The organism is Sphaerospermopsis reniformis, from assembly GCF_005402885.1.
Classification (GTDB): Bacteria; Cyanobacteriota; Cyanobacteriia; order Cyanobacteriales; family Nostocaceae; genus Sphaerospermopsis; species Sphaerospermopsis kisseleviana.
On sequence record NZ_BJCE01000055.1, the window covers coordinates 1 to 26,170 of the forward strand.

Genomic DNA, 26,170 nt, shown 5'->3' on the forward strand with positions numbered 1-26,170 from the left:
ATTTATGGCATGGATTTGTGGGCTGATTTAGCTCTCAATTTAATTGCTCTCAAACCTCATAAACGCTTATTTTTTCAACGTGGTTTTCAGGCTCTTTTCCTTATGAGACAAGCTGTTTAGCCTCCTTGTCACCCGGTAAGATATTTGGTAGGCGATCACTTGTTTACTCATATTTGGTTGGTACTATTAAGTTATAACTTTTTAAGTTATAACTTAATAGTACCAACGGGCATTCCATATTCAATATACATGCTCACGAGAGATGACAATTTCTGTAGCTCCCGGTGGAGGAAAAGGATAAAGCTCTGTTTGTCTAGAGGCAATTTGAATAAGTTGCTTGTCTACCTGCAAATTTACTAAAATTTTGGTAACTTCTCTTAGTGCTAATCTGCGAGAGAATATGCTCATGACAGTAATTAGAATCAGTTTTATATCCAATACAAATGACTGATTTTCTATATAAATCAAGCTTAATCTACTCTTCCAAGGACGAACTAGCTGATTATAAGCAATGTCAGGATCTGAGTGGTTTCTCAGTATTTCACCGAGATCGGAGAAAACGATTGAGGATATATCTGTAATACCAGGCTTCACGGAAAGTAATTTCATTTCTGTGCTTGTGTACAGGTTCACTTCTCGTCGCACATTCGGGCGTGGACCTACCAAGCTCATCTCCCCTTTGAGGACATTCCAAAGTTGAGATAGTTCATCCAGCTTATACCTGCGGATAAAGTGACCAACCCGCGTAATTCTCGGATCATTAGCTGAAGTTGAATCAACCCCTATACGATCAGCATTAACAACCATTGATCGCAATTTGAGCATCTGAAAAGGCTTACCTTTGAGACCAATTCTAGTTGCTACATACAAGGGAGAACAAAAGTCCTGCAACCAAATCAGAGTACCTGCAACCAGGAAAACGGGAAAACACAGAAGTAATCCAACTGTAGAGGCAACTGTGTCAAACAATCTTTTCATATGTTTTTATTTTTGTTTATCGGTTGAATTTAATCTCATAAGAAGTTTGTTATATATGTGTTCAGCACTCATTTTGTATTGCGATCGCAAATAATCTTGACTGCCCACAAGAGACGAAAAACAGTCTGGTAAACCTATTCTGCAAAAAATCTGGGGAATAATACCGTTTTCCAAACAAACTTCCGCTACTGCTCCCCCTAAGCCACCTTGAATGGTATTTTCTTCAATTGTCACAATACCTCTTGTGTTTTTCGCTGCATCAAATATGACTTCTTTATCCAGTGGTTTCAGTGTATGTAAACTGATAACGCGAGACTCTATTCCTTTTTCTGCCAATAGTTTTGCAGCTTTCAAGGTTTCATTCAGGATACCACCAATACTAATCAATGTGATGTCACTACCATCACGCAACTTCCTAGCTTTACCTAGTGTAAATACTTCTTGATGTTGATTAGTCATTCCTGCGCTGCTTTTATCAAGTCGCAGGTAACATGTGCCTTGGGTATTGGCTAAGGATGAAGTAGCTTCAGATGCCTCCCAGTCATCACCGGGAGCAACTATTGTTATATCTGGTAAGGCTCTGAGAATGCTCAAATCTTCAGTAGCATGATGAGAAATTCCCAATGCACCATAGCTAAAGCCGCCACCCATACAGACAATTTTCACATTGGCGTTGTGATAACAAGCATCATTGCGGATTTGTTCTAAACAACGCAGTGTAGGAAAATTGGCAAGGGAATAGGTAAAGGGTATTCGTCCTTCCAACGCTAACCCCGTCGCTAAACCTGTTAAGTTTTGTTCTGCTACGCCCACATTGAGAAATTGTTTGGGGTAACGTTGAGCAAATTTCTCAAATACTCCAAAACCAAGATCACCAGTAAGTAACATGATTCTTGGATCAGACTCCGCTAATTCCAACAAACGCTGGATAAAAGCATTTCTCATAGTTGTGAGTTCAACTCCTGTAGAGCTTTTTCATATTCTTCTCCTTGGGCGGAACGATAATGCCAAAGTACAGAATCTTCCATAAAGGAAACTCCTTTCCCTTTAGTGGTGTGGGCAATTATACAATTAGGTATGCCAAGCTCAAAGGGAATTTTTAAGCAAGCCGATTGAATTGCTGAATGATCATGTCCGTCAATTTCTTGAACCGCCCACCCAAAACTACGCCATTTGTCAGCAAAGGGTTCTAAGTTAAGGGTTTCTTTGATCGTTGTAATACTTTGAAGCTTATTGTAATCTATGATTGCAACTAAGTTATCAAGATGATGATGAGCAGCAAAAAGAATCGCTTCCCAGTTAGATCCCTCATCACACTCTCCATCACTGAGTAAGACAAAAACCCTATGGCTGAGGTCATCAAGTTTAGCCCGATAGGCCATTCCCGCACCGACAGGAAGTCCATGTCCCAAGGAACCGGTGGAAAACTCAACACCGGGAATACCCTTATGAGAAACATGACCACTAAGGTCAGAACCATCTTGATAATGAGTGTTTAGTTTCTCAACAGGGAAAAAGCCCCGTTCTGCTAGAACTGCGTACACTCCTGCTCCGGCATGGCCTTTGCTAAGTATAAAACGATCTCTTGCTGACCAAGTTGGGTTCTGAGGGTCAACCTGAAGAATTTCCCCATATAAGACCGCAAGAATATCAGCTATGGAGAATACAGAACCAATATGGGAGCTTTTTCCTAAACTGGTCATTCTCAGTGCGTGTTTACGGATTTGCTGTGCTAGTTTTTCACTTCTCACTTTTCTAATAGTTTTGATTGGAATTAAGGTATTCTTGATCTTGTTTTGAGAGATGCCAACCAAGGGCAGCAATGTTCATCTCAGTTTGCTCAGGAGTTTTAGCACCAACAATGGCAGCGGACACACCAGGTTGGTCAAGAAGCCAGCGAATGGCAACCTGTGATACTTTTTTGTTATGAATTTCACTTAATTTGTTTAACTTGTCAATAATTGACAAGTTTTTTGCTAAGGTATCTGGTTGGAAATGGGGTAAACGATGCCGACGATCATCTTGACTGAATTTTGTGTTTACATCATACTTACCCGTAAGTAGGCCTTGTGCCAGTGACCCGTAGGCAAAGACGTTAATGTGTTCTGTAAGGCAGTAAGGAAGTAGTTCTATTTCTGAGCTACGGTCAACCAAGTTGTATTGCAGTTCAACAAAGGGTATTTTATGCCAGCTATGAGCTTGCTGTAACAATGGCAGGGGAAAATTAGAAACTCCAAAATGTTGGATTTTGCCCATTGATTGACATTTACACAGTGCTTCTATGGTGTCTTCAATGGGAGTGTTGGGATCAGGCCAATGAATCAAATAGATAGGAATCCAGTCAAGTTTTAGCCGCCTCAAACTATTTTCCAGTGCAGTGATGACTCTATGGGGGCTGGAGTCAAGAAAAGTATGAGCGCGATTTTTTCCTAGGGGAGGTTGCCAATTAACCCCAAACTTGGAGATAATAACGACCTCATGTCTTTTAGCTCCCAAAATTTCTGCTAGTCTTTCTTCCGCCCGACCTAAACCATAGACATCGGCAACATCAAAGCAGTTAATACCTAAGTCCAAGGCTTTAGTCACGGCTTGCTCTAGTTGTTGCTCATCAACTTTTCCCCAGTCAGTCCCCCCAAGGGGTTCACAACCAAAAATGATTCGGGAAATAGTTAAATTAGTATTACTTAATTGGTATAGTTCCATGGTAGAAGAAAGTGTCAGTGATAAATATCTGGGTTACTTCTCGAACCATACTCCTCCTCGTCCATCGGCTTTGAGGGGATGAGTAATATTGTGAACAGAGCGAAATTCATCAACAGCTTTACGGGAACCAAAACAGGTAGCGTAATCATCGACAATGATCAAACCGCCAGTAACCACAAGGTCATAAAAGTTTTCTAGAGGTACTTTGGTTGACTCATACCAGTCGCCATCTAGTCGTAAAACTGCTATTTCACCCACTTGCTGGCGATAGGCTGGAACAGTATCTTGAAACCACCCTTTAACCAGATGAGTTTCTGCTTGAGGAAAGCCCAGCTTGTCAAACATAAGTTCACTTACTTGTTCTATGGTTCCTAAACAGGAGCCTTTGGGGAGGGGACGGATAAAGTTACCCGCTTTACCCCCTTCGTAATCTTCAGCAGTGGGTTCTGGTAAGCCTTCGTAGGAGTCAAATAACCATTTTTGTCGCGTCTGTTGACCCAGTAATCTATTAGTTAAAGCCATCATTGCCGATGTTCCACCTTGGGCAACGCCACACTCTACAATTGCCCCGGGTAGATTTCTCAATTCAGCTAATGCAGTTACTTCAAAAGCATTTTCTAGAGCCTTACTACCGCCCATTGTGTAGGGTAAGAGTTTCCAAGTAAGAGATGTTTTCATCCTGAGAGATTTATCTCCATAAATACCAGCGGCGAAAGCTTTGACTCCATAAAGATAGCGAAGCAAAACTTGATAAGTGCGGTAGAGAAAATCGTAGACTAACTTATAGATACTAGCAGGTAAGATTTTAGCCAAAATAGGAATTATCAATTTAGCTATTTTAGCCACAAGAGATGGATTGTAATTAATGTTAGAGACGGTGGAGATATGGGAGTTTGGCATATGTATCACTGATGTAACTTCTACTAATTTTCTGATGAAACAAAGCTTTCTAGGTATTCAGCCAATTCATTGTAAACAACTTTGGCATCAAACAAGTTTTTAAATGTCGCGATGGAATTTTTTTTCATTGTTTCTAACCGTTCGCGGTTTTTTGATAATTGATCGAGTTCAGAAGCTAGCAATTCTGGAGAATTATGATAGCTAAAACCACATTCATATTCATGAATGATATCATAAAGACTACCGTTATCCAGACTTAATGCTATTGCCAAACCACCAGACATGTATTCACCTGGTTTATTTCCAGGAGTATCAGCATAGTTAATGGAGTTAATGTAGGGAGCAAGTCCAATATCTGCTATTTTTAATAGGGTGATAATTTCATGTTTATCAATCCAACCTGTAAAGTGAATATTACTGAGATTGCCAGCCTGATTTTGCCAAAATGTAAGCTTTACTCCAGAACCACAAATAATGAATTTTGCGTTTGACTTTTTCTCTTGTAATATTTTGGCTGCCTCTATTATTGGAATTAGATCAAAAGATTGACCCAGCGTACCCAAAAAAATTACCAAAAGACAATCGTCATTCTTCTCAATTTCCTGACTTTGCCAAAAATTATAAGAAAATTCTTCGTGTTTATCTGTTAATTCCTTTTCCGACCAATATCCCATCCTAAACACCCTATCATTTGTATTTCTAGGGCGGTCAGCATGAGCAATTCCCCAATCGACAAAAGCATCAGTCAAACCAACAATACCCGTTGCATGACTACAGGCTTGTTTTAATTGCCACACCATGGGAATAAAAGCTAGACTCAGCAAAGACCTAAGGTAAGTCGGGAAAAAGTCATAAATTACGTCTGGCCATAAATCACGAATATCGAGAACAACTGGAATACCGAACTTTAAACCGTACTGGACTGCTTCCCTAGCCAATTCTATAGTTGGAACAGAAGCCAGAATTATATCTGGTTTATCAGTGTCTTTATAAGCAAGTAATTTAAACCTTCTTGCCATCAAAATGTTGTCTATTATCCTGGATATGGAAAGGTTTTTTTGATAACCAAAACCTCGGACATATTGGATATGATAGTTATTCGATACTTCTACACGAGTATCTGTTTTATATCTATGGCAATGCTTAAAATGATTAAAAGTTGATGTCCACCATATAACTGTATGGCCGCGTTCAGCCAGCACCTTGGCAATCATACCTGTTCTCATAATTCTAGCATCGCCAAGGCCATCATGAGGTGTAGATTCGGAACGTTGAATAAGCCAAACTTTCATAAATTAAGTTTAAGAGATTCTTGCTATGTGATTTATACTTGCTTATTACTTATAATAAAATAAGGAAGAAGCTAAAAATGAGCAACGATATATGCTGATGTAATACTAAGTATCTCTGTATCTTTTTGTGAAAAGAAAGAGTCTAAAGTGATTTTGTTCAGAGAACTAAATCAACAGTAATAATTCTTTCTGCTCCTAACAGCCAAAATGCTAGAGGAGTATTAATTCTCCTTCCTGTACCTACCTCTAAAAATGTAGTCCCTACAGGTGATTGACCGACATTTTCAATGTGTTTACAAGTTTCCATCCCCGCTTGTAGTCTGCTCATGGGATTAAGCTTATTCTTTTTTAAAGAGCCAAAGTTTCTTTGTATCCAGTAATAGGTAGAATAGGAGATATTTGGGGGGAGAAGACTGACTAGATTCTGTATTTTGGCTTTTAATTTCCAGTTCATAATTCTGTTAGAGTTGTATAAACTAATTGGTTAACTGAGGTAAGACTAGGTAAAAATTAAATTGTAAAAGTTACATCTTTTGACTGAGTATTTCTACTATTTTGTAGCTGGAGTTACCACTCCCATAAAGTTCTTGGGAATAATCAAATTCAGAGTTATAAATATGTTTTTCGGCATCTATAATCTTCTCAAAACTAGACCCTGTTAATACATTAACACCACACTTCACTAATTCCACCCATTCGGTCTCCTCGCGTAAAGTCACACAGGGCTTACGGAAAAAATATGCTTCTTTTTGCACTCCACCGCTATCGGTAAAAACTCCCTGACAATGACTTAACAAAGTAATCATATCAAAATAACCTACAGGTTCTAGAAACCGAATATGATTAAATTGTGTCTGTTCTAATAACTTGCGGGTTCGGGGATGCAAAGGGAGAACCACAGGAGTTGTTTGAGAAATCAAGTTTAAAGCTTGCAGAATATGATCAAGACGATCAGGGTTATCTGTATTTTCCGCTCTGTGAATCGTAGCTAGATAAAATTGACCATTTAGTTCACTGATTAACTGGTTGGTGGCATCGGTGGCTTGGGCAATATTCCGGTAAAACAGAGCAGCATCATACATGACATCTCCAACATGACACACCCGGTTTGAACTACTGTCAACAATTCCTTCCTGTGCTAAATTAGCAATTGCAGTGTGGGTGGGACAAAATAACCAATGAGAAATGTGATCAGTAAGAACTCGATTAATTTCTTCTGGCATTTGGCGATTGAAGGAACGTAACCCCGCTTCCACATGAGCTACAGGAATATGGAGTTTAGCCGCTGCCAATGCCCCAGCTAAGGTGGAGTTAGTGTCACCATATACTAGAACTACATCGGGGGTTTCCTTCAGCAGCACTTGCTCAATTTTTGAGAGCATTTGACCGGTCATTGCGCCGTGGGAACCACCGCCAATTCCCAGATGATATTGGGGTGAGGGAATTTGCATTTCGGTGAAAAAGACATCAGACATATTAACGTCGTAATGTTGACCGGTATGGACTAGGATTTCTTGAATATGGGAGTCTGAATATTCCTTAATGGCACGGGAGACCGTTGCGGCTTTGATAAATTGTGGTCTAGCTCCCACAATGGTCAAAATTTTCATGGTTGGGTTGGTAAAATCTCTTGGTAAAGGGATAGTAGTTTTTGGGATTCCTGCTCCCAGTTATATTTAGTTTCTACTGCTTCGCGTCCATTTTTCCCCATTTCCGCCGCAGCTTGGGGATGATTGATTAAATATTGGATAGCTTCGCTAATTTCTTGGGGATTTAGGGGATCAACACAAATCCCACAGTTATTACCTTCAATAATTTCCCGCCAGAGGGGAAAGTTAGAGGCAATGACTGGAATCCCCGCTGACATGTACTCAAACATTTTATTAGGCTGTGCATCCACATGATTGGGTGCTGGATGAAAAAGAACTAAACCAGCTACTGAGCGAGATAAAACATCAGCAACCTCTTGCCTGTTTAATTGGCCTAGTGATCGAACATTTTGCCATCCAGTTAAAGACTCTGCCTTAGCTTTTTCACCTGCATTGCTAAAGGTTCCCCCCAGTAGTAAGGTGGCATTTGTCATACCAATAGCTTGCACCATTTCCAAGATTCCTCGAATTTGGCAAATACCCCCCACGTAACAAACGCTTCTTTCCTTTTCCGGTGAAGACGATTCTGGTGTCACTAATTCTGTTAATATAGGGTAGTTATTAATGTCAATCGTTAAGGGATTTAACTTTAAAAATCGCTGCCGAATAAATGGTGTAGCGGTAACAATGGCATCAAACTTGGGGGCAGCAAAATTTTCCAGTTTTTCAAAAGCTAAAGCCGTAAGGTTACGAAATGGAGTAGGTATCCAATCTTTTGTGAGAATATCCCTTGGCACATCCTCATGAACATCATAGATGACTTTTTTATTTCGACTTTTAAGGATTAGCCCTATGAGGATTAATTCTGGATCATGAAAATGATAAAGATCAGCGTCAATTGATATAGCTTTCTTATAAGCATCCCAAACAGTTTTGGTAACCCGTAATATACGACTACCTTTAAACTTCTTAACTTCCTGCAAATTAACTAAATTCTTAGCTTTATTAGGTGCATTAGGAGCAACCAAATAGGTAGTATATTCAGAAGCAGCTAAAGATGTACACTCTTTAATGAAGATGCGAATATCGTGCCAAGGGTGCACAGAAGTCAAATGACAAACAGTTCTATTTGAAGAATTAGAAAAAGTAGAGTTCATTGTAGAAGTTTTTTGATGATTCAATAACTAGCTGCTAATGTATGTTTGATACTTTCTGAGCCAAATTTCTAAAGATAATGGATTAAATATATCCCTATAAGCAACAGAATTGTTATTAACTTGGCAGTACTTGTTATATTTTTCTATTAATTTATTACGGTCAATAATCTGATGTTTAAAAATCAAACTATCCTCCTCAAAATAATTTAAAACTTCTGCTTTTAGGGATGATTTTAGCCATTGACTTTCAGGGTTAATAAAGCCTTGTTTATCTTTCCTCCACGCAATTTCTTGCGGCAAGAATGGAGAAAGAGCTCTACGAAAAATATATTTAGTCCATCCGCTCCTTAATTTTAGTTCTATTGGTAAATTACTCAACATATCGACCAGTCGATAATCCAAAAAGGGAACTCTGATTTCTCTCGACCATGCCATAGACATTCTATCTTCATAGTGTAGTAATGCAGGCACAGAAAATCTTTCTATATCAGAAACTTGCCTATCTATTACTGTCATTCCCATAGATAAACCTAATGGTTGACTAACAAAATCTTTCAGAGCAAAACCAGAAATATTTATTTCTTGACGATTGAAGAATAGGTTAGGTAAATATCTCTTCGCATCGGCAAAAGAGAACTGGTTAATAATAGTTTTGTTGGTGATGAATGCAGCTAATGTTTTGAACATCCTTACATATTGTTTTTCTCTCGCCAAATATTGTAGATAAAAGCCTGTGTATTTTCTGTATCCACATAGCAACTCATCTGCACCCTGTCCGCTTAAAATAACAGTGATTCCTAAGTTTTTTGCCTGCTCCATAAGCAAAAAATGAGCAACATTGGAAAATCCACCAATAGGTTGATCATTGTGCCAGCAAGCTCTTTCTAAGAGTTCAAAAGCTCGACTAGGTTGCAAATCTAAAGTTAGCCTATTAACCTCCTTGCCTAAATGACCCCCCATGATGTCAATAAAGTATGACTCATCAAATCGTGGATCATTACTAACAGATGATAAGAGACTTAAATTCGCATCCTTACCCAAAATATTTTGCATGACTGCTGCAATTGCAGACGAATCAACCCCTCCGGATAACAAAACCCCAATAGGAACATCACTTCTTAATCTTAATCGAACAGCATCAAAGAAAAGTTCCCTCACTTTCTCGATGATTTCTGTTTCAGAATTAAATTTTACTTCTTGCCTTTTTATTGACCAGTACCGTGTTAAAGTTAGCTGCAGATTATCCTGTGATAAATCAAATACAGCATAAGTTCCTGGATCAATCTTATCAATTCCTTGAAAAAAACTCTGATTATTACTTTCCAGAAGAGATTGGAGTAAATATTCCCCCACGACTTGAAAATTAATCGCAAATCTACGGTTACTCACCTCTAAAATTGTCTTAACTTCTGATGCGAAGTATAAACATTTATCTACTATCGAATAATATAAAGGTTTAATACCTATTCTATCCCTACACAAAATCAACTTCTGAGTTTTCAGATTCAACCAGGCGAAAGACCACATCCCATTAAGTTTAGATATAGTAATTTCTATTCCCCAGTGTTCCAAAGATGTTATTAACACCTCAGTGTCTGAATCAGTATGGAAAGAGTAGCCTAGTGACTTTAGCTCTTGACGAATTTCTAAATAATTGTATATTTCACCATTGAAAACAATATAACTATTTTTACTATAGGAAACCATGGGCTGATTTCCCAATTCACTTAAATCTAAAATGGAAAGTCTTTGATGTCCTAATCCAATTTGCCAACTTTTAATTTCACAATGATACGAACCCTGATAATCAGGTCCCCGATGCCTTTGAATTAGTTCAGCCCTTAGAAGCAAATCTTTAATATTTTTCGACTGAGAAATGACACCAAAAATTCCACACATGATTATTTTAGCCCTGACCAGGTAGTAAATTATTATTGACAGTTTGATAATCTATCAGTTCCAAGTGCTTTTCTGTAATTGTCCTTTTTGAGTATGGTAACTAGTATGAGAGCTATCAGCAAACCATGAGTTAGTAACATTGTGGGTAAGTCGGCAGATGTAATCATTGTCAAGGCAGGTATCGCGAATATTGATATCACCAACGAATTACCAATTTTCTTGCCCATGGAGTTCAGGTAAGAAAAACATAAGCCCATCAAAATTGAATACAAATAAACCCCAATTAGTCCAGCCTGAGCATAACCACTGCCAATCCAACCTGTATTGGCATGTGATCCTCCAGCGTAATAGTAACCGATAAGATACGGTATAGATAAATCGTAGGGAGAACTTAACATTCCCAGTGACAGTATAGAATCTGACCAGTAGTAATATTTATTGGTGTCCGAAAAAAAGTCAAAGTAAGCCCAGTTTAAATATGCAGGAACCATGATTGTCCTTTGCATAGCTAGGCTTGAGAACCAACCAGACAATATATTTTCGCCAGAAGCTTGTTGTAGTAATAACAGGTCAACTCCACTCAACAATACTATTAATATTAATAATAAAACTAAGTAAGTAAAGAACCTTTGTCTTTGAGAGAACAAATATATCAAGATGACAAGTAAAGGATAAAATAAAGGACCCTTGTGGGATGTAAGTCCGAAGATGAATATTGCACAAACCATTAAAGTGAATACCGCCTGCCAACGCTTATTTAAAATTGCAATACTGATTCCTGTCGGAATAATTATCTGCCCCAGGTTGGGAGACAAATAGGCGTATATGGCGGGCAAATTTGCCGCAGCTTCTCTCCTGAAATCATACACTTTAGTCAAATCAAAATTTAAATATCTACTGCCTCCAAACAGTAACATAGAAGCGATAAGCAGTACTGATAACAACAATAAATACGTTTGCATTTTTTGACTACTAATATTAGGTAATTTTAGCTTCGGAATAGGGATGTAAGTAGAAGCTGAGAGCAGGCAATGTGCTGATACTGTCACGAAAATAAAATCACTTTGAACGTCGGCTCCACAGAAAAGAGTTAGTGATGGAGTAACAATAAACAATAAACTGAAGTGAAGAAATACAACAGAAGGTTTTTTCTGGGTGCCAGCAAAAAAGGTCAGAAGTGATAGGATGGATACAGATAACGGTAGGTTGCTCAGGTTCAGACTATCTCTGAAACCCTGGTATCCATAGGTGATGACAAAATAGCTGGAATAAACCCATAGAAGACACGCAAAATATATTATGTACAATATTATGACTTTAAAAATCTCAGATTTGATTCGAATTTTACTAGCTACGTTTTCCATTTTTTCTGGTGTTACAAATAAAGGTGTTACAAATAAACAAGAGGTTATCTCAACTAAACACCCAGGCTTTCGTGAGTCAGCCTTTGATTTGTCTTAATAACACAGTAATTTTCAGTAGCTTGGGTGGTTCACCGTAAAGTCTTATTACTAAGAGAGGAGTATAATATGGGACATAAAGAACATTGGGACATAAAAAACATTAGATCAGGAGTTTTTAGGTTGAAAACCTAGAGCAGTACGATATGATAGGAACAAATATATCAAATAATAAACGGAACCAAAAATAGCATAGTGGAAAATTGCATTATCCATGGAATCAGCGTAAGTAAAAATAAACATTACGATTAAACAGTAAGTTATTTGGCTAAATAAGTTGATTAATTTACCTTGATCGGAAAAAAATAGGACGTAACTGAGAGGGGAAGATATGAAGATAAAAAAGTATACAATCGCTAGTGTGGAGGCGTACTCGCCTGCCATTCCGAATTCTTCTCCAAATAGTAGCTTAAAGGCAGAATGTCCAAATAAATATAGCAATAAAAATGGTAAGCACGATAATATGCTTAGATACTTCAGGGTCTTCACATAAATATATTTACAGTTACCTTGCTCACGGAAATCTCTGGCAGCTTGGTCTTTGAAAACGGTCAGCACTGAGTTTCCTAGTAGTCCAATAGGTACAGCCATAACACGTAAAACAAGCGAATACATTGCTACATGCACTGCACCGAACCTTGCGGAAATTGTAAAAATTGGGATCTGGCTGGCGACAAGATTGATTAGTTCAGCAGGTAAGGAAAACACTATAAATTTATAATTCTCAAGCAATGTATGTTTCAAAGTTGGAAGAGAAATACTAGTACAAAGTTTAGTGAATGAAATATTGAGCCATTGCATTACCAATAAAGTAGATAGTCCAGATAACAATACGGTCGAATAAATTAGTCCTTTAATACCCAGTCCCAACAGTCCAGTAACGAGTTGTCCCAAGGCAACAGATCCCGCTAGGGTAAGTTTTGATTTATTCAATAATTTAAATTCTGACCTATAAATTATTACTGACTGTAAATTTTTTTGGAGTGACATGATAAAGGAATAGGTGGCGAAACTTGCTGCATAATCCTTTATCACATCACTAACCACTGAATCCCCCGTTATTTTCAATACTGAGATAATAACAAAAGTTAGTAATGCCACAATAGAGCTAATAAAAAAGTTCAATTTTAGCAGATTAGTAATATCATCATATTTATCTGCTAAAAAAATCGCTTTATCAATACTAGCACTAGCTAACAACATAGGTATAGAAGAAGCAGCAAACCATAAAAAAAAGTTACCTAAATCCGCAGTATTTACAATCCGAGTCAGTGCCAATAAAGCTATCATAGGTATAGCTTGAGCTATTACAGTACCACTTACAACCGTATATACACTATGCCAGAAGGGAGAAAACTTGAAAAACATAAACGTTACCCCCTCAATCTCTGGGAGATATTGTTTAATGTATTATCCAAAGATGTTTGATTATGATGATTTTGGACTCTGTTTGATATCACAAATAAAAGGCGATCGCCCATAAACATTTTGAACCTGCCTTTGAGATCATAAACTCATATTTCACGGCAATGAGACCATCGGAATCATCAGAGATACAAGTGTCCCCATTAAGACTGTGATGGTATTGCTTAGGAAATGTGATAACTTTAGTGTCATCTAAACAATTGAAAATACTAGACAATTGAAAATACTAGGGTATATATAATGTCGCACAAGCAAGCTTATTTATTAGTTTCAATGGATTTTCACGTCCTTTAACTGTGTAGGTTGGAAGCTTTGAAAGTATATTTTTCGATATTCTTTCTGGATAAAATGATGCTAAATTACAATAGACTTTACTAATGGACGGATCCGGTAGATAAGACCACCAGCCCAACAGCATCGTTCCAGATAACTCCCAACTACCGTAGCCTCTCCAAGTAGGATCTTTATCGTTATGATTATCATAACGATATACTCCATTTTGACCATCCATAAAGTTCTTTGTTCGGTAATAGGGTACTTGCCTGGTAGGCGGAACTAACACTATCTCAGTAAACTGTTCGGCCAATCCTTCTCTTAATTTCCTTATGTATTCTACGCGCTGTTTTTGCTTTCGAGATTGAAATCCGCGCTGAAAGGAAATTAGCCACACTGGCCAACGATGGGCATGGGAAGAATCTCCCGCAATTCCGGCAACTGGCCTTTTAGAGGTCAATTTTGACAAATTATTATCCCAGCCAGCATATGCATAATCCCGGTGATCTGACCAAACCCCTGGTTGGAAGAGCCATTTTTTGCCTAAGGTATTGATAAAATGAACTTCTTTTGTTAGAACTTCATAGGCTATATCAAGACTGTTGTTTAATATCTCCGGACTTTCTTCCTGTAAAATAAATCTTAAATTAGCACCAATGGCTAATGTGAACATTTCCTCGTCAATAATGGCTCGATAATAGGTTCTTTTGACAGAAAAATTAGACAATTTCCACCTTAACCTTTTCTCCATGTTTTTAAAAGGACAACGCTCCCACTGCCAAGCAGGCAGATTCCAAACTGAAAGAAATTCAGCTTGTATAATATTTAATAGTTTTTGTTGAGGAATTGGACGATTAGCTTCTTTGTTTAAAGCTAAATATTCTGAAGCTAGATATAGAAAATGTAACTTAGCCAATGGGCTTTTATCAGGTTTGTTTTTTAAATTTGAAGTAGGATAGCTTTTAGTAAATTCTCGAAAATAATTATCAAAGTCACTGAGCCAATCTTTTTCCTTTGAAAGAAAAGAAACATAAAGGGGCACCATTAAAATGTGCCCAGTATTATAAGGGGAACTCCATGTACTATCTACCAGTAGTGGCTTAACAGAATTATTCCATTGTACTCTCTCAGAATCAGTAATAGGAGTAGTTAGCTTATAATGCTTTAAAGTAAAATTATAATCACTGAATTTACTGGAGTTTTCTGTTAGTCGATTTCTAGGAGGAATAGAAGAATTTTTTCCTAAAGGGACAAAGTTGTTTGAACAACAAGAAGGAAAAGTTAAGCCGACATAAAGTAGTAGAATTGTCAATGTTTTCCGAGACATAACATATTTTTTCAGCATTAAGTCTTCTGAAGATAAACTTATCGGGTGATAAGGTAAGGCTGTTTAATTTCATAAGGAGTATGATTTTGTCAATATTAGGGGAGATAAATCTTTGAGCAACAGTCATGGAATCATGACCATTTCGCCGGAGTAGGTTGAAAACAATTGTTCTGAAAATGGAGACATTTGCAGGGGCATTACGCAGACGTATTTTCTAATCATCTTCATTGTTGGACTACATCCTTAACCCAGTGAAGTTTATTTTCGATACCCCAATGACCGCGAATAGCACGAGCAAAGTCCTCTATGGATTTATGGCAGGCATGGAATTATGGGCTAATTTAGCCCTGAACTTAATTGCTCTTAATGCCCACAAACGCCTCTTTTTTCAACGCGGCTTTCAGGCTTTATCCCTTATCCCTTATGAAACAAGCTGTTTTGTCACCTGGTAAGCAAAATTACTAATTTTAATTTTTTGTTTTAGCAACAATGGTATCTACTACCTGTAGCTGTTCGCTCTTAGTTATCTCTGTCCAAATTGGGAGACTTAAAACCTCTGCTGCTAACATCTCACTAACTGGACGTATGGGATATTGCCCTTGATAAATAGGAAGTTGATCCTGAGGAATAGGATAATAAACCATCGAACCAATACCCTCAGATGCCAGATATTCCTTTATTGAATCTCTTTTGCCATTAAGCACCCTGATAGTATATTGATGAAACACATGACCATCCCTAATCATAGGTGTTACAATATCAGGAATATTAGCCAAGAGATCATTATAGACTTGAGCAACTTTTCTTCTGCCCTCATTCCACTGATCAATATACTGTAACTTCACCCGTAAAATCGCCGCTTGCAGGGTATCTAACCGGGAATTGTAACCTAATATCTCATTGTGATATTTCTTTTTTGCCCCATGTACTCGCAACATCCGGGCTAATTCTGCTACTTGGTCATCATTTGTCACTACCATACCCCCATCCCCATAACAGCCCAAATTCTTAGAAGGGAAAAAGGAATAAGCACCTACATCACCAATAGTTCCGGTAAACTTACCTTGAATAGCATCCCTAGTACTTTCTTGACAATTCTCCTCACACCCAGGACAGCCGCCGTAATACCTGGCTCCAAAGGACTGAGCGCAATCTTCAATCACCTTTAACCCATACTCCTGGGCAATATCCATAATTTGCCCCATAGCGGCGGGATTACCATAGAGATGCACAGGCATAATCGCCTTGGTCTTAGATGTAATATGTTTCCTGATAGCTTCTGGGTCAATGTTAAAACTTTGGGGTTCAATATCAGCAAAGATTGGCTTTGCACCCACATTACTGATAGATTCAGCCGTAGCAAAAAAAGAAAAGGGGGTAGTAATTACCTCATCCCCCATTCCAATACCCAGGGCGCGTAAACCAATCACCAAAGCATCTGTGCCGGAGTTAACAGCAACGGTATGTTTTACCCCTAAATACTCTGCCACCTCCTGCTCAAACAGCTTGACATCAGGACCCATAATAAATTGACCAGATTCCAAGACTCGATTCATCGCTGCTTGCACTTGGTCTTTAATTTGCTCGTATTGAGGTTTGAGGTCAAGAACAGGAATTTTCATGGTTTGGTAAATGGTTTGGTAAATAAATTAGTAAATAAAATTGTTGAATGGGATATTAGAACGGGACTGGGCAATTAATTCGCCGACAACTTGATGACCTGATTTGCCGATAATTGCTGATACTTGACCTCTGTAGAATCTACAGCATAGCCATCTGCATCAAACTCCAATACATCACCATAGGCGCTCATCCAACCGATGATTCTGGCTGGAACTCCAGCTACCATAGCATAAGCAGGAACATCTTTTGTCACCACTGCACCCGCAGCCACGAAAGCACACTCATGGAGAGTGACACCACAAACAATAGTCGCATTAGCCCCAATACTCGCACCCCGTTTCACTAAAGTTTGGCGATAATCATTGCTGGTATTGCGAGGATATTCACAACGCGGCGTTTTAATATTAGTGAATACCATACTCGGTCCGCAGAATACATAATCTTCTAAAATCACCCCTTCATATAGGGAGACATTATTTTGAATTTTGCAGTTGTTGCCCACCACCACATTATTAGCAACCAGCACATTTTGTCCTAAATTGCAATTCTTACCGATTTTCGCCTTGCCAAATACATGGCAAAAGTGCCAGATTTTCGTACCTTCACCAATTTGGGCACCTTCATCTACATAAGCGGATTCATGGGCAAAATAATTAACCACGTAATATCTCCTGAGCTTTTTCTAAAATTTCCACTACCGCTACTCCATTCCATCCATCAGAACGAGGCTGTTTACGGGTTTGCAAACAATCTAAAAAATGTTCACATTCGATTTTCAAAGGCTCTGAATTTGCCACATCCACAACTTGACTACCCTGATCACGGTTATTAAGTTGGTCATCTACACCCTTGTGATATATAGTCACCTTTTGAGCAACTTCATCATAAACGAGCATTTCTTGTTCTGTAATTACTGTGGTGCTACGTAGTAACTCAGGCCAATACCAAGAAGAATGGAGGTGAGCAGTTTGCCCGCTCTCAAAGACAATATCAACATGAACATTATCTTCAATTCCTGGTTGTAACATAGCCTGACCGCTGGCTTGCACTCTCGATAAAGTGGGATTACCCAATAAATCCAGGACAACAGATACATCATGGGGTGCAAAAGACCACCAAACGTTTTCTTCTCTACGTACTTTACCCAGCTTGGCTCTTTGGGTGGCAACATGAAGCACTTTCCCGCCTTTTCCTTGGGCTAAGTAATTCCGCATCCAAGTAATAGCAGGTTGATAGAGCAATAAATGCCCCACCATGAGGATACGCCCCTGTTGATCAGCATATTCAGCCAGGGCTTTTGCCTCTTGAGTCCTTAGAGTCATGGGCTTTTCGACAAACACATCTTTCCCTGCTTTTAAGGCTGTCATAGCCAACTGATAATGGGTGGGGGCGGGAGTTGCTAACACCACTGCTGAAACATCACTTTCTAAGACTGATGCTAAATCTGTATAAGTTTTGACTTGTGGATATTTGCTTTCAACTTGCTGGCGTAAATCTGGGTTCATTTCCGCCACGCCAGCCAAAGCACCCAAATTGCAAAAGTTGTGAATCAGATTTTTACCCCAATTCCCAGCCCCTACCACAATTACTTGTTTCATATTACTTGTCTCATAATAGTGTCACCTTGTCTTTGTCACAGTCTAATTTTCTGGTTACTCCCCGGGTATCCAATACAGCAGAAGCATGACTAACCAAGTTATGGTAATCAATATCACTGTGATCAGTGGTAATAATTACCAGATTGTAACTTGCCAAGGTGTCATTATTTAATGGTACGGAATTAAATTTTTGTCCCTGAATATAAATTTCGGGAACAAAGGAGTCGTGATAAGCAATTTCTACCCCATCTTCTAATAATTGAGTCATCACATGAATAGCAGGAGATTCTCGCCAGTCGCCCAAGTCCTTTTTATACGCCACACCAAGAATCAATACCTTAGCCCTGCTAGGCGCTACCCCCAATTTATTTAATACCCGACAGGTTTTTTCTCTGACAAACTCTGGCATTCTGCGGTTGATTTCCCCTGCCAAAGCAATAAAATGGGTATCAAAGTTAAATTCCTTCGCCTTCCATTCTAAATAGTGCGGGTCAATGGGGATACAGTGTCCACCTACCCCTGGACCAGGATAAAAGGGCATAATCCCAAAGGGTTTAGTGTTGGCGGCATCTAATACTTCCCAGACATCTATACCCATGCGATCGCACAATAAAGCCAGTTCATTCACTAAGGCAATATTCACAGCGCGGAAAGTATTTTCAAACACTTTGACTAACTCTGCTGCCTTAGCACTATTTACTGGCACAACATGGTCAATGGTTTGCTCATAAAACAACTTAGCGACTGTCAGAGAATTAGGGTCAGAAGCTCCAACAACTTTATTAGTATTCTTGGTGGTATAGCGTTTATTACCAGGGTCTACCCTTTCTGGTGAATGGGCGAGAAAGAAGTCTACTCCTTGTCTAAGTCCTGTCTCCTCTAACAACGGGCGCATAATTTCATCAGTTGTTCCGGGATAAGTCGTAGATTCTAAAGTAACTAATTGCCCCGGTCTCAACCATTTAGCAATGCCTTTAGTGACACCTTCTACATAGCTTAAGTCTGGTGTGAGGTTTTTTGTTAAGGGTGTGGGAACACAAATTACTAGTACATCTATTTCTGGTACAACACCAAATCCTGTGACTGCTTTGAGTTTCCCATCACTAACTACTTGTTTGAGGTCATCATCTTTGACATCACCAATATAATTATCAGCATTATTTACTCTTTCGGCTCTCACAGGATTTTGCTCAATACCAATCACCTGAAATCCCACCTTTGCTTTTTCCACTGCAAAAGGCAAGCCTACATAACCCAGTCCAATAACACCGATAACGGCTTTGCGGTTGATTATTTTCTCTTTCAATTCGTGCGAAATTGTCATGTTAAATTTTTGTATTAGCAATAATCTGGATAAAAACGGCATCAGTACAGCAGGTCATAAAATCTGAGTTGAAAAGACATCTCTACAAAGATTAGTCGATCGCCCATAAACATTTTCCATGTTTCAGAAAGCGGATGTAACTTAACCCTTAAGTTCTAACGCTCTGCTGCTATTGATAAATTAAATTGACAAATCACAAGAAAATCCTTAACCCTCTTCCTAGTCGGTTAAAAACCGACTTCAGCTTTTAGCCAGGGAATTCATTCCCCGGCTTCCTGGTTTTTGTGTTTAGTGGAGGTTAATTTAACTTCAGTTTGTTGTTCTGATCCTGAAATTGTGGTTCTCAGTCCCGTATGTTTATTCTATGTAATCTCAGATTTAAATCATACGTAATGGCGATCGCCCTAGCACTGTTGCACTAAGCCGATCGCCCCTTGGTACAGTCAACCGTCAACCGTCATCAGTCAAGAAAGGCTTTCCAACCAAGTCTGTAACTGTTCCACATCCCTAAAGTCTAATAATTCTTCTGCTAAACTTTCCAGTTGCTCTACTGGTAGCATCTGAATTTGCTGTTTGAGTGTATCATCCAAGGTTCCTAAGCGACGCTGTAACAGACGTATAACAACTAATTAATTGGGTTTCCCCTTTAAGTCGTCCCTGTTGTAATCCCTGTTGTAATCCCTGTTTTTCCCCCTGCTGTAATCCCTCTTTCAATATTTCCTCATACCAGGGTGATTCTCTTAATACTGTCATGTCCCACCTCATGATTTGTTGAACTAAGGGAATATCCAATACAAAACTAGCAAAAAATGATAATAACGGTTCTAACTCTTGCAGTTGCTTATCCTGTCTTAACTCTCTCACCGCTTGGCGTAATTTCTCTTCCCTATTTCCACCCTGCAAAATTGGTACAAATTCTCACCAATAAACCGCGATCGCCACTCACTCCGGCTAGGGGCTGAATTTATTTGGTAATAATTTAATTACAAACTCTAGCACTGTCGCAGCCATTTGCAAGGCTTCTTCAGCTTCATACCTTTCCGGCTCAATTATGTCCCCTGGGTAGCGAAATTCGGTGGCGTAAGGTGTTAAAGTGTCCGCCATATCTTCCAAATCCTGAAAATGTGGTTCAAAAACTGAACACATCTCTACTAAAACACCCAGATCATGGGTTTTCTTAAATACTAAATCTTGATATGTCAAATAAGCTTTTAATGCTTCCTCGGCACTCTGTTGACAATGATAAACAACAGCATCTAATAATGATACTTCATTTTCAATGAGTATGCGGGCAACCTTAATATCTCGCTGACTTTTAATTATCCACTGCCTAACCTCCTCATCCTTAGGACTATCCATAAAGGATTTTACCTTGACTGAGTGCCTGACTAACTAATGAACTTGCTACGGTGGACTTTCTTTCTACTTCTGCACGGGTCATAACCAGAATATCTTTTGGTATACCAATCCCATGGAGGGCTTTATATGCTTGACGCGCCCGACGATAGCGGGGTTCATTGGAATCGGAGATAATCACTAACAAATCAACATCACTATCTTCCGTAGGTTCACCATAAGCATAGGAACCAAATAAAATTACCTGTTCTGGATTCAGGGCAGAAACTAGCCGTTGGGTAATATCATCCAATAACTCGCCTGTTATTATTTTTGCAGGTATATTCTCTGTATTCATACAGTCTCTCATACAAAACTAGCAAAAAATGACAATAACGGTTCTAACTCTTGCAGTTGCCCATCCTGTCTTAACTCTCTCATTGCTTGGCGTAATTTTTCTTCCCTGTTTCCACCCTGCAAAATTGGCACAAATGGCAATAGGGTTGATATCTTCTGCTCAAATATCAGTGTAAAGCGATCACTTTAGTTATCATACACATGGTTGAGCGATCGCCTGTTAACATTCCTTAGCCTAGCTCTATGTCGTGTGGGTTAATCCCTAAACTCCGTAGGTGAGCCGCCAGACGTTCTGCCCGTTGGCGTTCCTGTTCTGCCCGTTGGCGTTCTTGTTCTACTTGTTGCTGGGCTAATTCTGCCCGTTGGCGTTCCTGTTCTACTTGTTGCTGGGCTAATTCTGCCCGTTGGCGTTCTTGTTCAGATCGTTGGCGTTCCTGTTCTACAGGTGTAGGAATCCAATTCCCCTCCCCGTCATACCACCGCAACCAGCGGCGATGTACCCCTTGATAAATCCCCTCCCATAGTCCTAAACCTAACTCGGCTTCTTTGAGCCATATTCCCACCCCTTGGGGGCTTAACTCTTGATATTCATTCACTACTAACCCAAAGGCTTGTAACTCATCTGTGTAGCGATTAAATACTATGTAATAGGGAATCCTTAACATCCTTTCATACACCGTCCACTTATTAGGCGGTTGGTTCACTTCCCTGAAACTGCGCCCTAGGTCTTCTTTTTCTGTCCCTGGTGAGAGTAATTCGACTACCACAAAGGGGTAAATTCCCTCCTGCCATGTTACATAACTTAACCTTAAATCTTGGCCATCATAGAGCCTGGATACTCCCAAGACAGCAAACCAATCTGGACGTTTATACCATTGGGGGTGTCGGGAGTCATAATATAAATTTAGGTCACTGGCTGTGAATACCTGATCTTCTTTATAGGTGGGAGGGCGAAAGGTCAGCCGCAGTAACTCTGGTTGTAGTAAGTGAAATTCGTCCGGCAAACCAGGCTCCTCTGGGTCTTCGCTCGGTAAGTCATACATGGTGGGTAGAACTTCCCGGGGTGATAAAGGCGGTGAATATTGATACATATAAGAAAATTGTAATATCCCAGTTTGGATAATGCTCACGCATTTTTATGGATTCATAGCTCTCTTCAAGCTGTCCTACTTAAGTGTTTTCTCCACTGAGAGGATACCGTTATGTGGGCTTTCTTACTTCTCAAACATCCTCTGAGTTATTGATTATCTTGTAACCATTTTTCTAAATCTGACATATTTGTAAAATCTAATAAAGCTTCTCCTAAAGATTCTAATTCAGGAATAGAGAGCGATCGCACTTTAAATTCTAAATCTTCTGATATGTTTCCACAACGGCGGTTTAACAGGCGAATAGCGAGATTAGCTTCTCATTTTTGTACACCACGTTTCTCGCCACGTTTCTCGTGGATTTGCAAAACCTCTTGATAAAAACGAGTTGGAGTCACATCAGCTTCTCTCAGATTAAGCATTTTTTGAATCTCCTCTATGGAGAATTTAGTGTTAGGCAATGATCAATGATCCATGTTTTTAATGGGCAACGCCACGTGAACATCGGGGACGACACGAATATCGGGACGACCTTCAACTGGATACCACAGCAGATGACCTGCCACAAAAATGGTCTCGTCATTGGCAAAGAGGGACTCGATATTGTCTTTAATCTAAAACCTTGATGAAACCTTCATCAAACCTTTACTACCTTTAATAATATTTATATTATCCTATTAACAGTAAACCCTGATTAGTTGTTATTAATCCAAAAATCTTTGATGTTGTTACCACCGACAACACGAGACTGCTTGAATGTGAACTCACTGACAGAAGGGTTACGATGGGGATCAATTACTCCTGTTGCCTGTTGCCAAAGTTCTGTTGGTGCTAATGATAAATGATATACAGATTCATGTTTACGGACGTGATACCATTTAGTTTCTTGGCAATCTTCACACCAAAACGCCTCTAACCACTCACCCTCTAAAGGAACTGCGGTTTTGGCTGCGATTAACATCAGAGCTTCTTTTCGTCTGATGCCTCTCTCCTGTAGTTGTCCAGGTCTCTCAGCAAATAAATTGTATTTCTGACTCATGCTATCCATGTAGCAGTTATGTACTGGACAATATATAGCTCTACGCTTAGAACGATTCCGATTTCGGTCACACCTTCTCTGCACTTCGGCCTCCTCAATTTTGATCGAAAAAGATCACCAGAAGGTTGCGGTGGAGGGACCGAGATCAATAAGACCATCAAAGCCCTGCTCCTCATTGAAAATTTCAGTTATTAAATTCTAAAAACTAAGTTTTGTAATCCTGTCGGACATTTTATCAAATTTGTGCTGATTGAAACAGTTTAGATTATAGACGACAGACTAGAATGTTAGACCACACAAAAATATTGGCTTGCAATAATTGGCTGTGTAAAATTTGATTGCAAATATTTTCGAGATGCTTTGTTCATCAGTTCTGCTAATTTGCGATCGCTATTCAGCAGGCGAATAGATTTAGTTTGAATCATACTATCACCATTTTCAACACTCACCCCACATTTACCATCGATCATCATTTTGCGCAAATAAGAGTACTTAGAACAAATCACGGCTATCGGTCTGCCCGCTGCTAAAGCTGGGTGTAGTTTACTAGGTGCAACCAGGCTTTCCATCCCTGCTTCAACAGTCACCAAAGACAGATTGCAATCTGTCAGATAATAAGGTAGCACTTTTTTTCTTAATAAAACAGAAACAGAAAATTTAGTTAGTCCTAAGTCATTTACCTCTTCCAGGAAACTTTGTCGTTTTGCTCCAATACTAATGCAAACAAACTGAATCGGTTCGTCTCGCAATAGTTTAGCAGTTTCCAGAATGGTGTCCATATCGTGACACAGACCCATATTACCAGAATAGAGAACCGTGAATTTATTCACTAAATTATGTTCGGGAGCAAACCAGTTATTGTCCTTGGCATCTTTAAAGCCTCTTAGGTTATTGGCATAGGATTTTTTCTTACCTGTCATATAACTTATCAGCATTGACCTCTTAACATCCAATCAATTTAAAATTTTTCCGGACAAAATAACTCAGTGAAATTACTTTTGTCACCCAAGGATAGATTAGCGAGTATCTTACATGATCTGAAACGCCATATTAGGATTTTCCAGGGTTGAGTTCAGTAATCTCTGTATTCCTTATCTGTTCCCTGTTAAGAGTTCCCTGTTCCCTCTCCCAAATATAAAATTTATTTTGCACGACTACTTATACACCATAATTTTGGTTATAGAGATGTAGTCTAGATGATTAAGGTTTGCTGAAAAAGTCTTGTGGTAGAGACAGGCAAGAGGCAAGAGTTTGGTCTATTTGTTATCCCCAAATTTTCTGATTTATTGTCCCTCACTGATCACTGCCAACTCCCGACTTCAGACTTCAGACTTCAGACTTCCGATTCTTCGATTTCCTCTTATACTGATGTCCTCACTATAACTGAACGACGCAAATTGTCTAATGCTGTGCAAGCACTGAGGAGGCGAATGAAAGAGCGATTTTTCATAGTTCCAAATTTACACTCATAACTTGTCACCTCATTTCCAGGACCAGCCATACCAATATAGACTAAACCCACAGGTTTTGTAGCAGTTCCTCCACTAGGTCCAGCAATTCCAGTAATACTTAATCCCCAAGTAGTTTGGAGAAGATTTTTCACACCTATAGCCATTTGTTCAGCTACTGTAGCACTCACAGCCCCAAACTGATCTAAATCGTCAGGGTTAACCCCCAATAATCTAACTTTCACGGTGTTATCGTAGGAAATTACCCCACCCCAAAAGTAATCAGAACTGCCAGGAATTTCTGTCAGTATTTGTCCCAATCCCCCGCCGGTACAAGATTCTGCCACTGATAAAGTTTCCCCTGAAGATCGCAACAACTCACCAACAACAGAAGCTAAGGTATCATCATCAGCACCGTAATAATCTAAGCCTGCAATTTCCTTGAGTTGCTTTTTCACAGGTGCAATTAATTCCTTTGCTGCCTTTTCATCAGTCGCTTTGGCAGAAATTCGCAGCCGAACTTCTCCCTTGCCAGCGTAAGGTGCGACTGTTGGGTTAGGTAAATTCAAATAAGCAGATACTTTTTCTGCTAAGGCTGATTCACCAATCCCCCAAAATTTTAAACTGCGACTGTAAATAATTTCCTGACCCCAACCTTGACTTTTCAGAAAAGGTACTGCTGTATCTGTCCACATTCGGTGCATTTCACTAGGAACACCAGGGAAAGTCAAAATAGTTAATCCTGGACGAGGTTGCCAAATAATACCCGGTGCTGTTCCTGTGGGATTTGGTAAAATTTTCGCTCCTTGGGGAATTAAAGCTTGTTTGCGGTTGCTAGGAGACATTACCCGTCCCCTTTGGGCAAATTTCTGAGTTATATCTTCTAGGATTTCGGCACTTTCTACCAAGGGAACACCGAAAAAGTCCGCAATGGTTTCACCGGTGAGATCATCTGGTGTGGGTCCTAAACCACCGGTGAAAATCAGAATTTGCACTCTGGAAGCTGCAATTTCAATCACTTGTTTGAGTCTTTGGGGATTATCTCCCACCACAGTTTGATAGTAGTGAGGAATGCCTAACTGTGCTAACTGCTGGGCGATAAATTGAGCGTTGCTGTTGAGAATATCTCCTAGCAATAATTCAGTACCAACACAAATAATTTCTGCACTCATGGGACTGGTGATTGGTGATTGGTGATTGGGAAAAATCTCTTAACATATGGTGTAAATGGCTATGTCCATTAGTAATCTAGGGTAATTTACAGTCAATACTGTTTGGTTAAGAGTTTTTGTAGCGACTGTCTTGATTGTCAAGCGATCGTAAAGGAAAAATTTAAAGTCTAGGAAAAAAGTCAG

The 26,170-nt window shown here is 39.3% G+C and carries 26 protein-coding genes and 1 pseudogene; all 27 read right to left on the reverse strand.

Annotation, left to right across the window (positions count from 1 at the left end; all coding sequences use genetic code 11):
- Window positions 1-240 precede the first annotated feature (240 nt).
- On the reverse strand, window positions 241-969 hold the full coding sequence (locus tag FFR48_RS10180; protein WP_201277594.1) for a sugar transferase: 729 nt from the start codon (window positions 967-969) through the stop codon (window positions 241-243).
- A gap of 15 nt (window positions 970-984) precedes the next feature.
- Window positions 985-1,923, reverse strand: a complete 939-nt coding sequence (locus tag FFR48_RS10185) for a transketolase family protein (protein ID WP_137667290.1) — start codon at window positions 1,921-1,923, stop codon at window positions 985-987.
- On the reverse strand, window positions 1,920-2,729 hold the full coding sequence (locus tag FFR48_RS10190) for a transketolase (protein ID WP_236104042.1): 810 nt from the start codon (window positions 2,727-2,729) through the stop codon (window positions 1,920-1,922). The genes FFR48_RS10185 and FFR48_RS10190 overlap by 4 nt, the downstream gene beginning before the upstream one ends.
- A gap of 4 nt (window positions 2,730-2,733) precedes the next feature.
- Entirely contained in the window at window positions 2,734-3,681 is a 948-nt protein-coding gene (locus FFR48_RS10195; protein WP_137667291.1) for an aldo/keto reductase, read from the reverse strand.
- A gap of 33 nt (window positions 3,682-3,714) precedes the next feature.
- A complete protein-coding gene (locus FFR48_RS10200) occupies window positions 3,715-4,581 on the reverse strand; it encodes a TylF/MycF/NovP-related O-methyltransferase (protein ID WP_137667292.1) in 867 nt (288 codons plus the stop codon).
- 23 nt (window positions 4,582-4,604) lie between these two features.
- Window positions 4,605-5,873, reverse strand: coding sequence for a glycosyltransferase family 4 protein (locus FFR48_RS10205; protein WP_137667293.1), 1,269 nt, complete (start codon window positions 5,871-5,873; stop codon window positions 4,605-4,607).
- 157 nt (window positions 5,874-6,030) lie between these two features.
- Window positions 6,031-6,201 (reverse strand): hypothetical protein, encoded by a 171-nt coding sequence (locus FFR48_RS10210; RefSeq protein ID WP_162501874.1) that lies wholly within the window; start codon window positions 6,199-6,201, stop codon window positions 6,031-6,033.
- Window positions 6,202-6,397: 196 nt separating this feature from the next.
- A complete protein-coding gene (wecB, locus tag FFR48_RS10215; RefSeq protein ID WP_137667294.1) occupies window positions 6,398-7,483 on the reverse strand; it encodes a non-hydrolyzing UDP-N-acetylglucosamine 2-epimerase in 1,086 nt (361 codons plus the stop codon).
- Complete coding sequence (locus tag FFR48_RS10220) at window positions 7,480-8,565, reverse strand: glycosyltransferase family 4 protein (protein WP_201277595.1); 1,086 nt, start codon at window positions 8,563-8,565, stop codon at window positions 7,480-7,482. The genes wecB and FFR48_RS10220 overlap by 4 nt, the downstream gene beginning before the upstream one ends.
- Before the next feature lie 81 nt (window positions 8,566-8,646).
- Window positions 8,647-10,518, reverse strand: coding sequence for an asparagine synthase (glutamine-hydrolyzing) (asnB, locus tag FFR48_RS10225; protein WP_137667296.1), 1,872 nt, complete (start codon window positions 10,516-10,518; stop codon window positions 8,647-8,649).
- A gap of 32 nt (window positions 10,519-10,550) precedes the next feature.
- Window positions 10,551-11,882, reverse strand: coding sequence for an oligosaccharide repeat unit polymerase (locus tag FFR48_RS10230; protein WP_137667297.1), 1,332 nt, complete (start codon window positions 11,880-11,882; stop codon window positions 10,551-10,553).
- Between the two features lie 204 nt (window positions 11,883-12,086).
- Window positions 12,087-13,346: a lipopolysaccharide biosynthesis protein gene (locus FFR48_RS10235; RefSeq protein WP_137667298.1), complete on the reverse strand. Its 1,260-nt coding sequence runs from the start codon at window positions 13,344-13,346 to the stop codon at window positions 12,087-12,089.
- 283 nt (window positions 13,347-13,629) lie between these two features.
- Window positions 13,630-15,003, reverse strand: a complete 1,374-nt coding sequence (locus FFR48_RS10240) for a hypothetical protein (protein ID WP_162501875.1) — start codon at window positions 15,001-15,003, stop codon at window positions 13,630-13,632.
- Between the two features lie 467 nt (window positions 15,004-15,470).
- Window positions 15,471-16,625: a DegT/DnrJ/EryC1/StrS family aminotransferase gene (locus tag FFR48_RS10245; protein WP_137667300.1), complete on the reverse strand. Its 1,155-nt coding sequence runs from the start codon at window positions 16,623-16,625 to the stop codon at window positions 15,471-15,473.
- 74 nt (window positions 16,626-16,699) lie between these two features.
- Entirely contained in the window at window positions 16,700-17,287 is a 588-nt protein-coding gene (locus tag FFR48_RS10250; RefSeq protein WP_137667301.1) for an acyltransferase, read from the reverse strand.
- Window positions 17,280-18,224 (reverse strand): Gfo/Idh/MocA family protein, encoded by a 945-nt coding sequence (locus tag FFR48_RS10255; RefSeq protein ID WP_137667302.1) that lies wholly within the window; start codon window positions 18,222-18,224, stop codon window positions 17,280-17,282. The genes FFR48_RS10250 and FFR48_RS10255 overlap by 8 nt, the downstream gene beginning before the upstream one ends.
- A 10-nt stretch (window positions 18,225-18,234) precedes the next feature.
- Complete coding sequence (locus FFR48_RS10260; protein WP_137667303.1) at window positions 18,235-19,548, reverse strand: nucleotide sugar dehydrogenase; 1,314 nt, start codon at window positions 19,546-19,548, stop codon at window positions 18,235-18,237.
- 464 nt (window positions 19,549-20,012) lie between these two features.
- Window positions 20,013-20,138 (reverse strand): DUF4351 domain-containing protein, encoded by a 126-nt coding sequence (locus tag FFR48_RS10265; RefSeq protein ID WP_201277597.1) that lies wholly within the window; start codon window positions 20,136-20,138, stop codon window positions 20,013-20,015.
- Window positions 20,131-20,451: an RpnC/YadD family protein gene (locus tag FFR48_RS10270; RefSeq protein ID WP_201277598.1), complete on the reverse strand. Its 321-nt coding sequence runs from the start codon at window positions 20,449-20,451 to the stop codon at window positions 20,131-20,133. Before FFR48_RS10270 ends, FFR48_RS10265 begins: the two co-directional genes overlap by 8 nt.
- A 48-nt stretch (window positions 20,452-20,499) precedes the next feature.
- Window positions 20,500-20,907, reverse strand: coding sequence for a HEPN domain-containing protein (locus FFR48_RS10275; protein WP_137667304.1), 408 nt, complete (start codon window positions 20,905-20,907; stop codon window positions 20,500-20,502).
- The gene (locus FFR48_RS10280) at window positions 20,900-21,241 is read right to left on the reverse strand and encodes a nucleotidyltransferase domain-containing protein (RefSeq protein WP_137667305.1); all 342 of its coding nucleotides are present in this window, start codon (window positions 21,239-21,241) and stop codon (window positions 20,900-20,902) included. The genes FFR48_RS10275 and FFR48_RS10280 overlap by 8 nt, the downstream gene beginning before the upstream one ends.
- Window positions 21,242-21,249: 8 nt before the next feature.
- Window positions 21,250-21,372: a hypothetical protein gene (locus FFR48_RS30055; RefSeq protein ID WP_268932423.1), complete on the reverse strand. Its 123-nt coding sequence runs from the start codon at window positions 21,370-21,372 to the stop codon at window positions 21,250-21,252.
- Between the two features lie 98 nt (window positions 21,373-21,470).
- Window positions 21,471-22,331 carry a Uma2 family endonuclease gene (locus FFR48_RS10285; protein ID WP_096569360.1) on the reverse strand — a complete coding sequence of 287 codons (861 nt, stop codon included), beginning with the start codon at window positions 22,329-22,331 and terminating at the stop codon, window positions 21,471-21,473.
- Between the two features lie 146 nt (window positions 22,332-22,477).
- Window positions 22,478-22,636, reverse strand: a pseudogene (locus tag FFR48_RS28950) (DUF4351 domain-containing protein); the annotation flags it as partial.
- Between the two features lie 386 nt (window positions 22,637-23,022).
- On the reverse strand, window positions 23,023-23,451 hold the full coding sequence (locus tag FFR48_RS10295) for a hypothetical protein (RefSeq protein ID WP_137667306.1): 429 nt from the start codon (window positions 23,449-23,451) through the stop codon (window positions 23,023-23,025).
- Window positions 23,452-23,654: 203 nt separating this feature from the next.
- Window positions 23,655-24,287, reverse strand: a complete 633-nt coding sequence (locus FFR48_RS10300) for a glycosyltransferase (RefSeq protein ID WP_307722517.1) — start codon at window positions 24,285-24,287, stop codon at window positions 23,655-23,657.
- A gap of 440 nt (window positions 24,288-24,727) precedes the next feature.
- Window positions 24,728-25,987, reverse strand: coding sequence for a competence/damage-inducible protein A (locus FFR48_RS10305; RefSeq protein WP_137667307.1), 1,260 nt, complete (start codon window positions 25,985-25,987; stop codon window positions 24,728-24,730).
- Between the last annotated feature and the right edge of the window lie 183 nt (window positions 25,988-26,170).

What these genes read in the sequence shown, in the direction of transcription:
- FFR48_RS10240 (WP_162501875.1), bottom strand. Translation starts at nt 15,003, where the DNA reads ATGTCTCGGAAAACATTGACAATTCTACTACTTTATGTCGGCTTAACT.
- FFR48_RS10185 (WP_137667290.1), bottom strand. Translation starts at nt 1,923, where the DNA reads ATGAGAAATGCTTTTATCCAGCGTTTGTTGGAATTAGCGGAGTCTGAT.
- FFR48_RS10260 (WP_137667303.1), bottom strand. Translation starts at nt 19,548, where the DNA reads ATGACAATTTCGCACGAATTGAAAGAGAAAATAATCAACCGCAAAGCC.
- FFR48_RS10305 (WP_137667307.1), bottom strand. Translation starts at nt 25,987, where the DNA reads ATGAGTGCAGAAATTATTTGTGTTGGTACTGAATTATTGCTAGGAGAT.
- FFR48_RS10255 (WP_137667302.1), bottom strand. Translation starts at nt 18,224, where the DNA reads ATGAAACAAGTAATTGTGGTAGGGGCTGGGAATTGGGGTAAAAATCTG.
- FFR48_RS10285 (WP_096569360.1), bottom strand. Translation starts at nt 22,331, where the DNA reads ATGTATCAATATTCACCGCCTTTATCACCCCGGGAAGTTCTACCCACC.
- FFR48_RS10210 (WP_162501874.1), bottom strand. Translation starts at nt 6,201, where the DNA reads ATGAGCAGACTACAAGCGGGGATGGAAACTTGTAAACACATTGAAAAT.
- FFR48_RS10300 (WP_307722517.1), bottom strand. Translation starts at nt 24,287, where the DNA reads ATGACAGGTAAGAAAAAATCCTATGCCAATAACCTAAGAGGCTTTAAA.
- FFR48_RS10280 (WP_137667305.1), bottom strand. Translation starts at nt 21,241, where the DNA reads ATGAATACAGAGAATATACCTGCAAAAATAATAACAGGCGAGTTATTG.
- FFR48_RS10205 (WP_137667293.1), bottom strand. Translation starts at nt 5,873, where the DNA reads ATGAAAGTTTGGCTTATTCAACGTTCCGAATCTACACCTCATGATGGC.
- wecB (WP_137667294.1), bottom strand. Translation starts at nt 7,483, where the DNA reads ATGAAAATTTTGACCATTGTGGGAGCTAGACCACAATTTATCAAAGCC.
- asnB (WP_137667296.1), bottom strand. Translation starts at nt 10,518, where the DNA reads ATGTGTGGAATTTTTGGTGTCATTTCTCAGTCGAAAAATATTAAAGAT.
- FFR48_RS10245 (WP_137667300.1), bottom strand. Translation starts at nt 16,625, where the DNA reads ATGAAAATTCCTGTTCTTGACCTCAAACCTCAATACGAGCAAATTAAA.
- FFR48_RS10230 (WP_137667297.1), bottom strand. Translation starts at nt 11,882, where the DNA reads ATGGAAAACGTAGCTAGTAAAATTCGAATCAAATCTGAGATTTTTAAA.
- FFR48_RS10235 (WP_137667298.1), bottom strand. Translation starts at nt 13,346, where the DNA reads ATGTTTTTCAAGTTTTCTCCCTTCTGGCATAGTGTATATACGGTTGTA.
- FFR48_RS10200 (WP_137667292.1), bottom strand. Translation starts at nt 4,581, where the DNA reads ATGCCAAACTCCCATATCTCCACCGTCTCTAACATTAATTACAATCCA.
- FFR48_RS10275 (WP_137667304.1), bottom strand. Translation starts at nt 20,907, where the DNA reads ATGGATAGTCCTAAGGATGAGGAGGTTAGGCAGTGGATAATTAAAAGT.
- FFR48_RS10195 (WP_137667291.1), bottom strand. Translation starts at nt 3,681, where the DNA reads ATGGAACTATACCAATTAAGTAATACTAATTTAACTATTTCCCGAATC.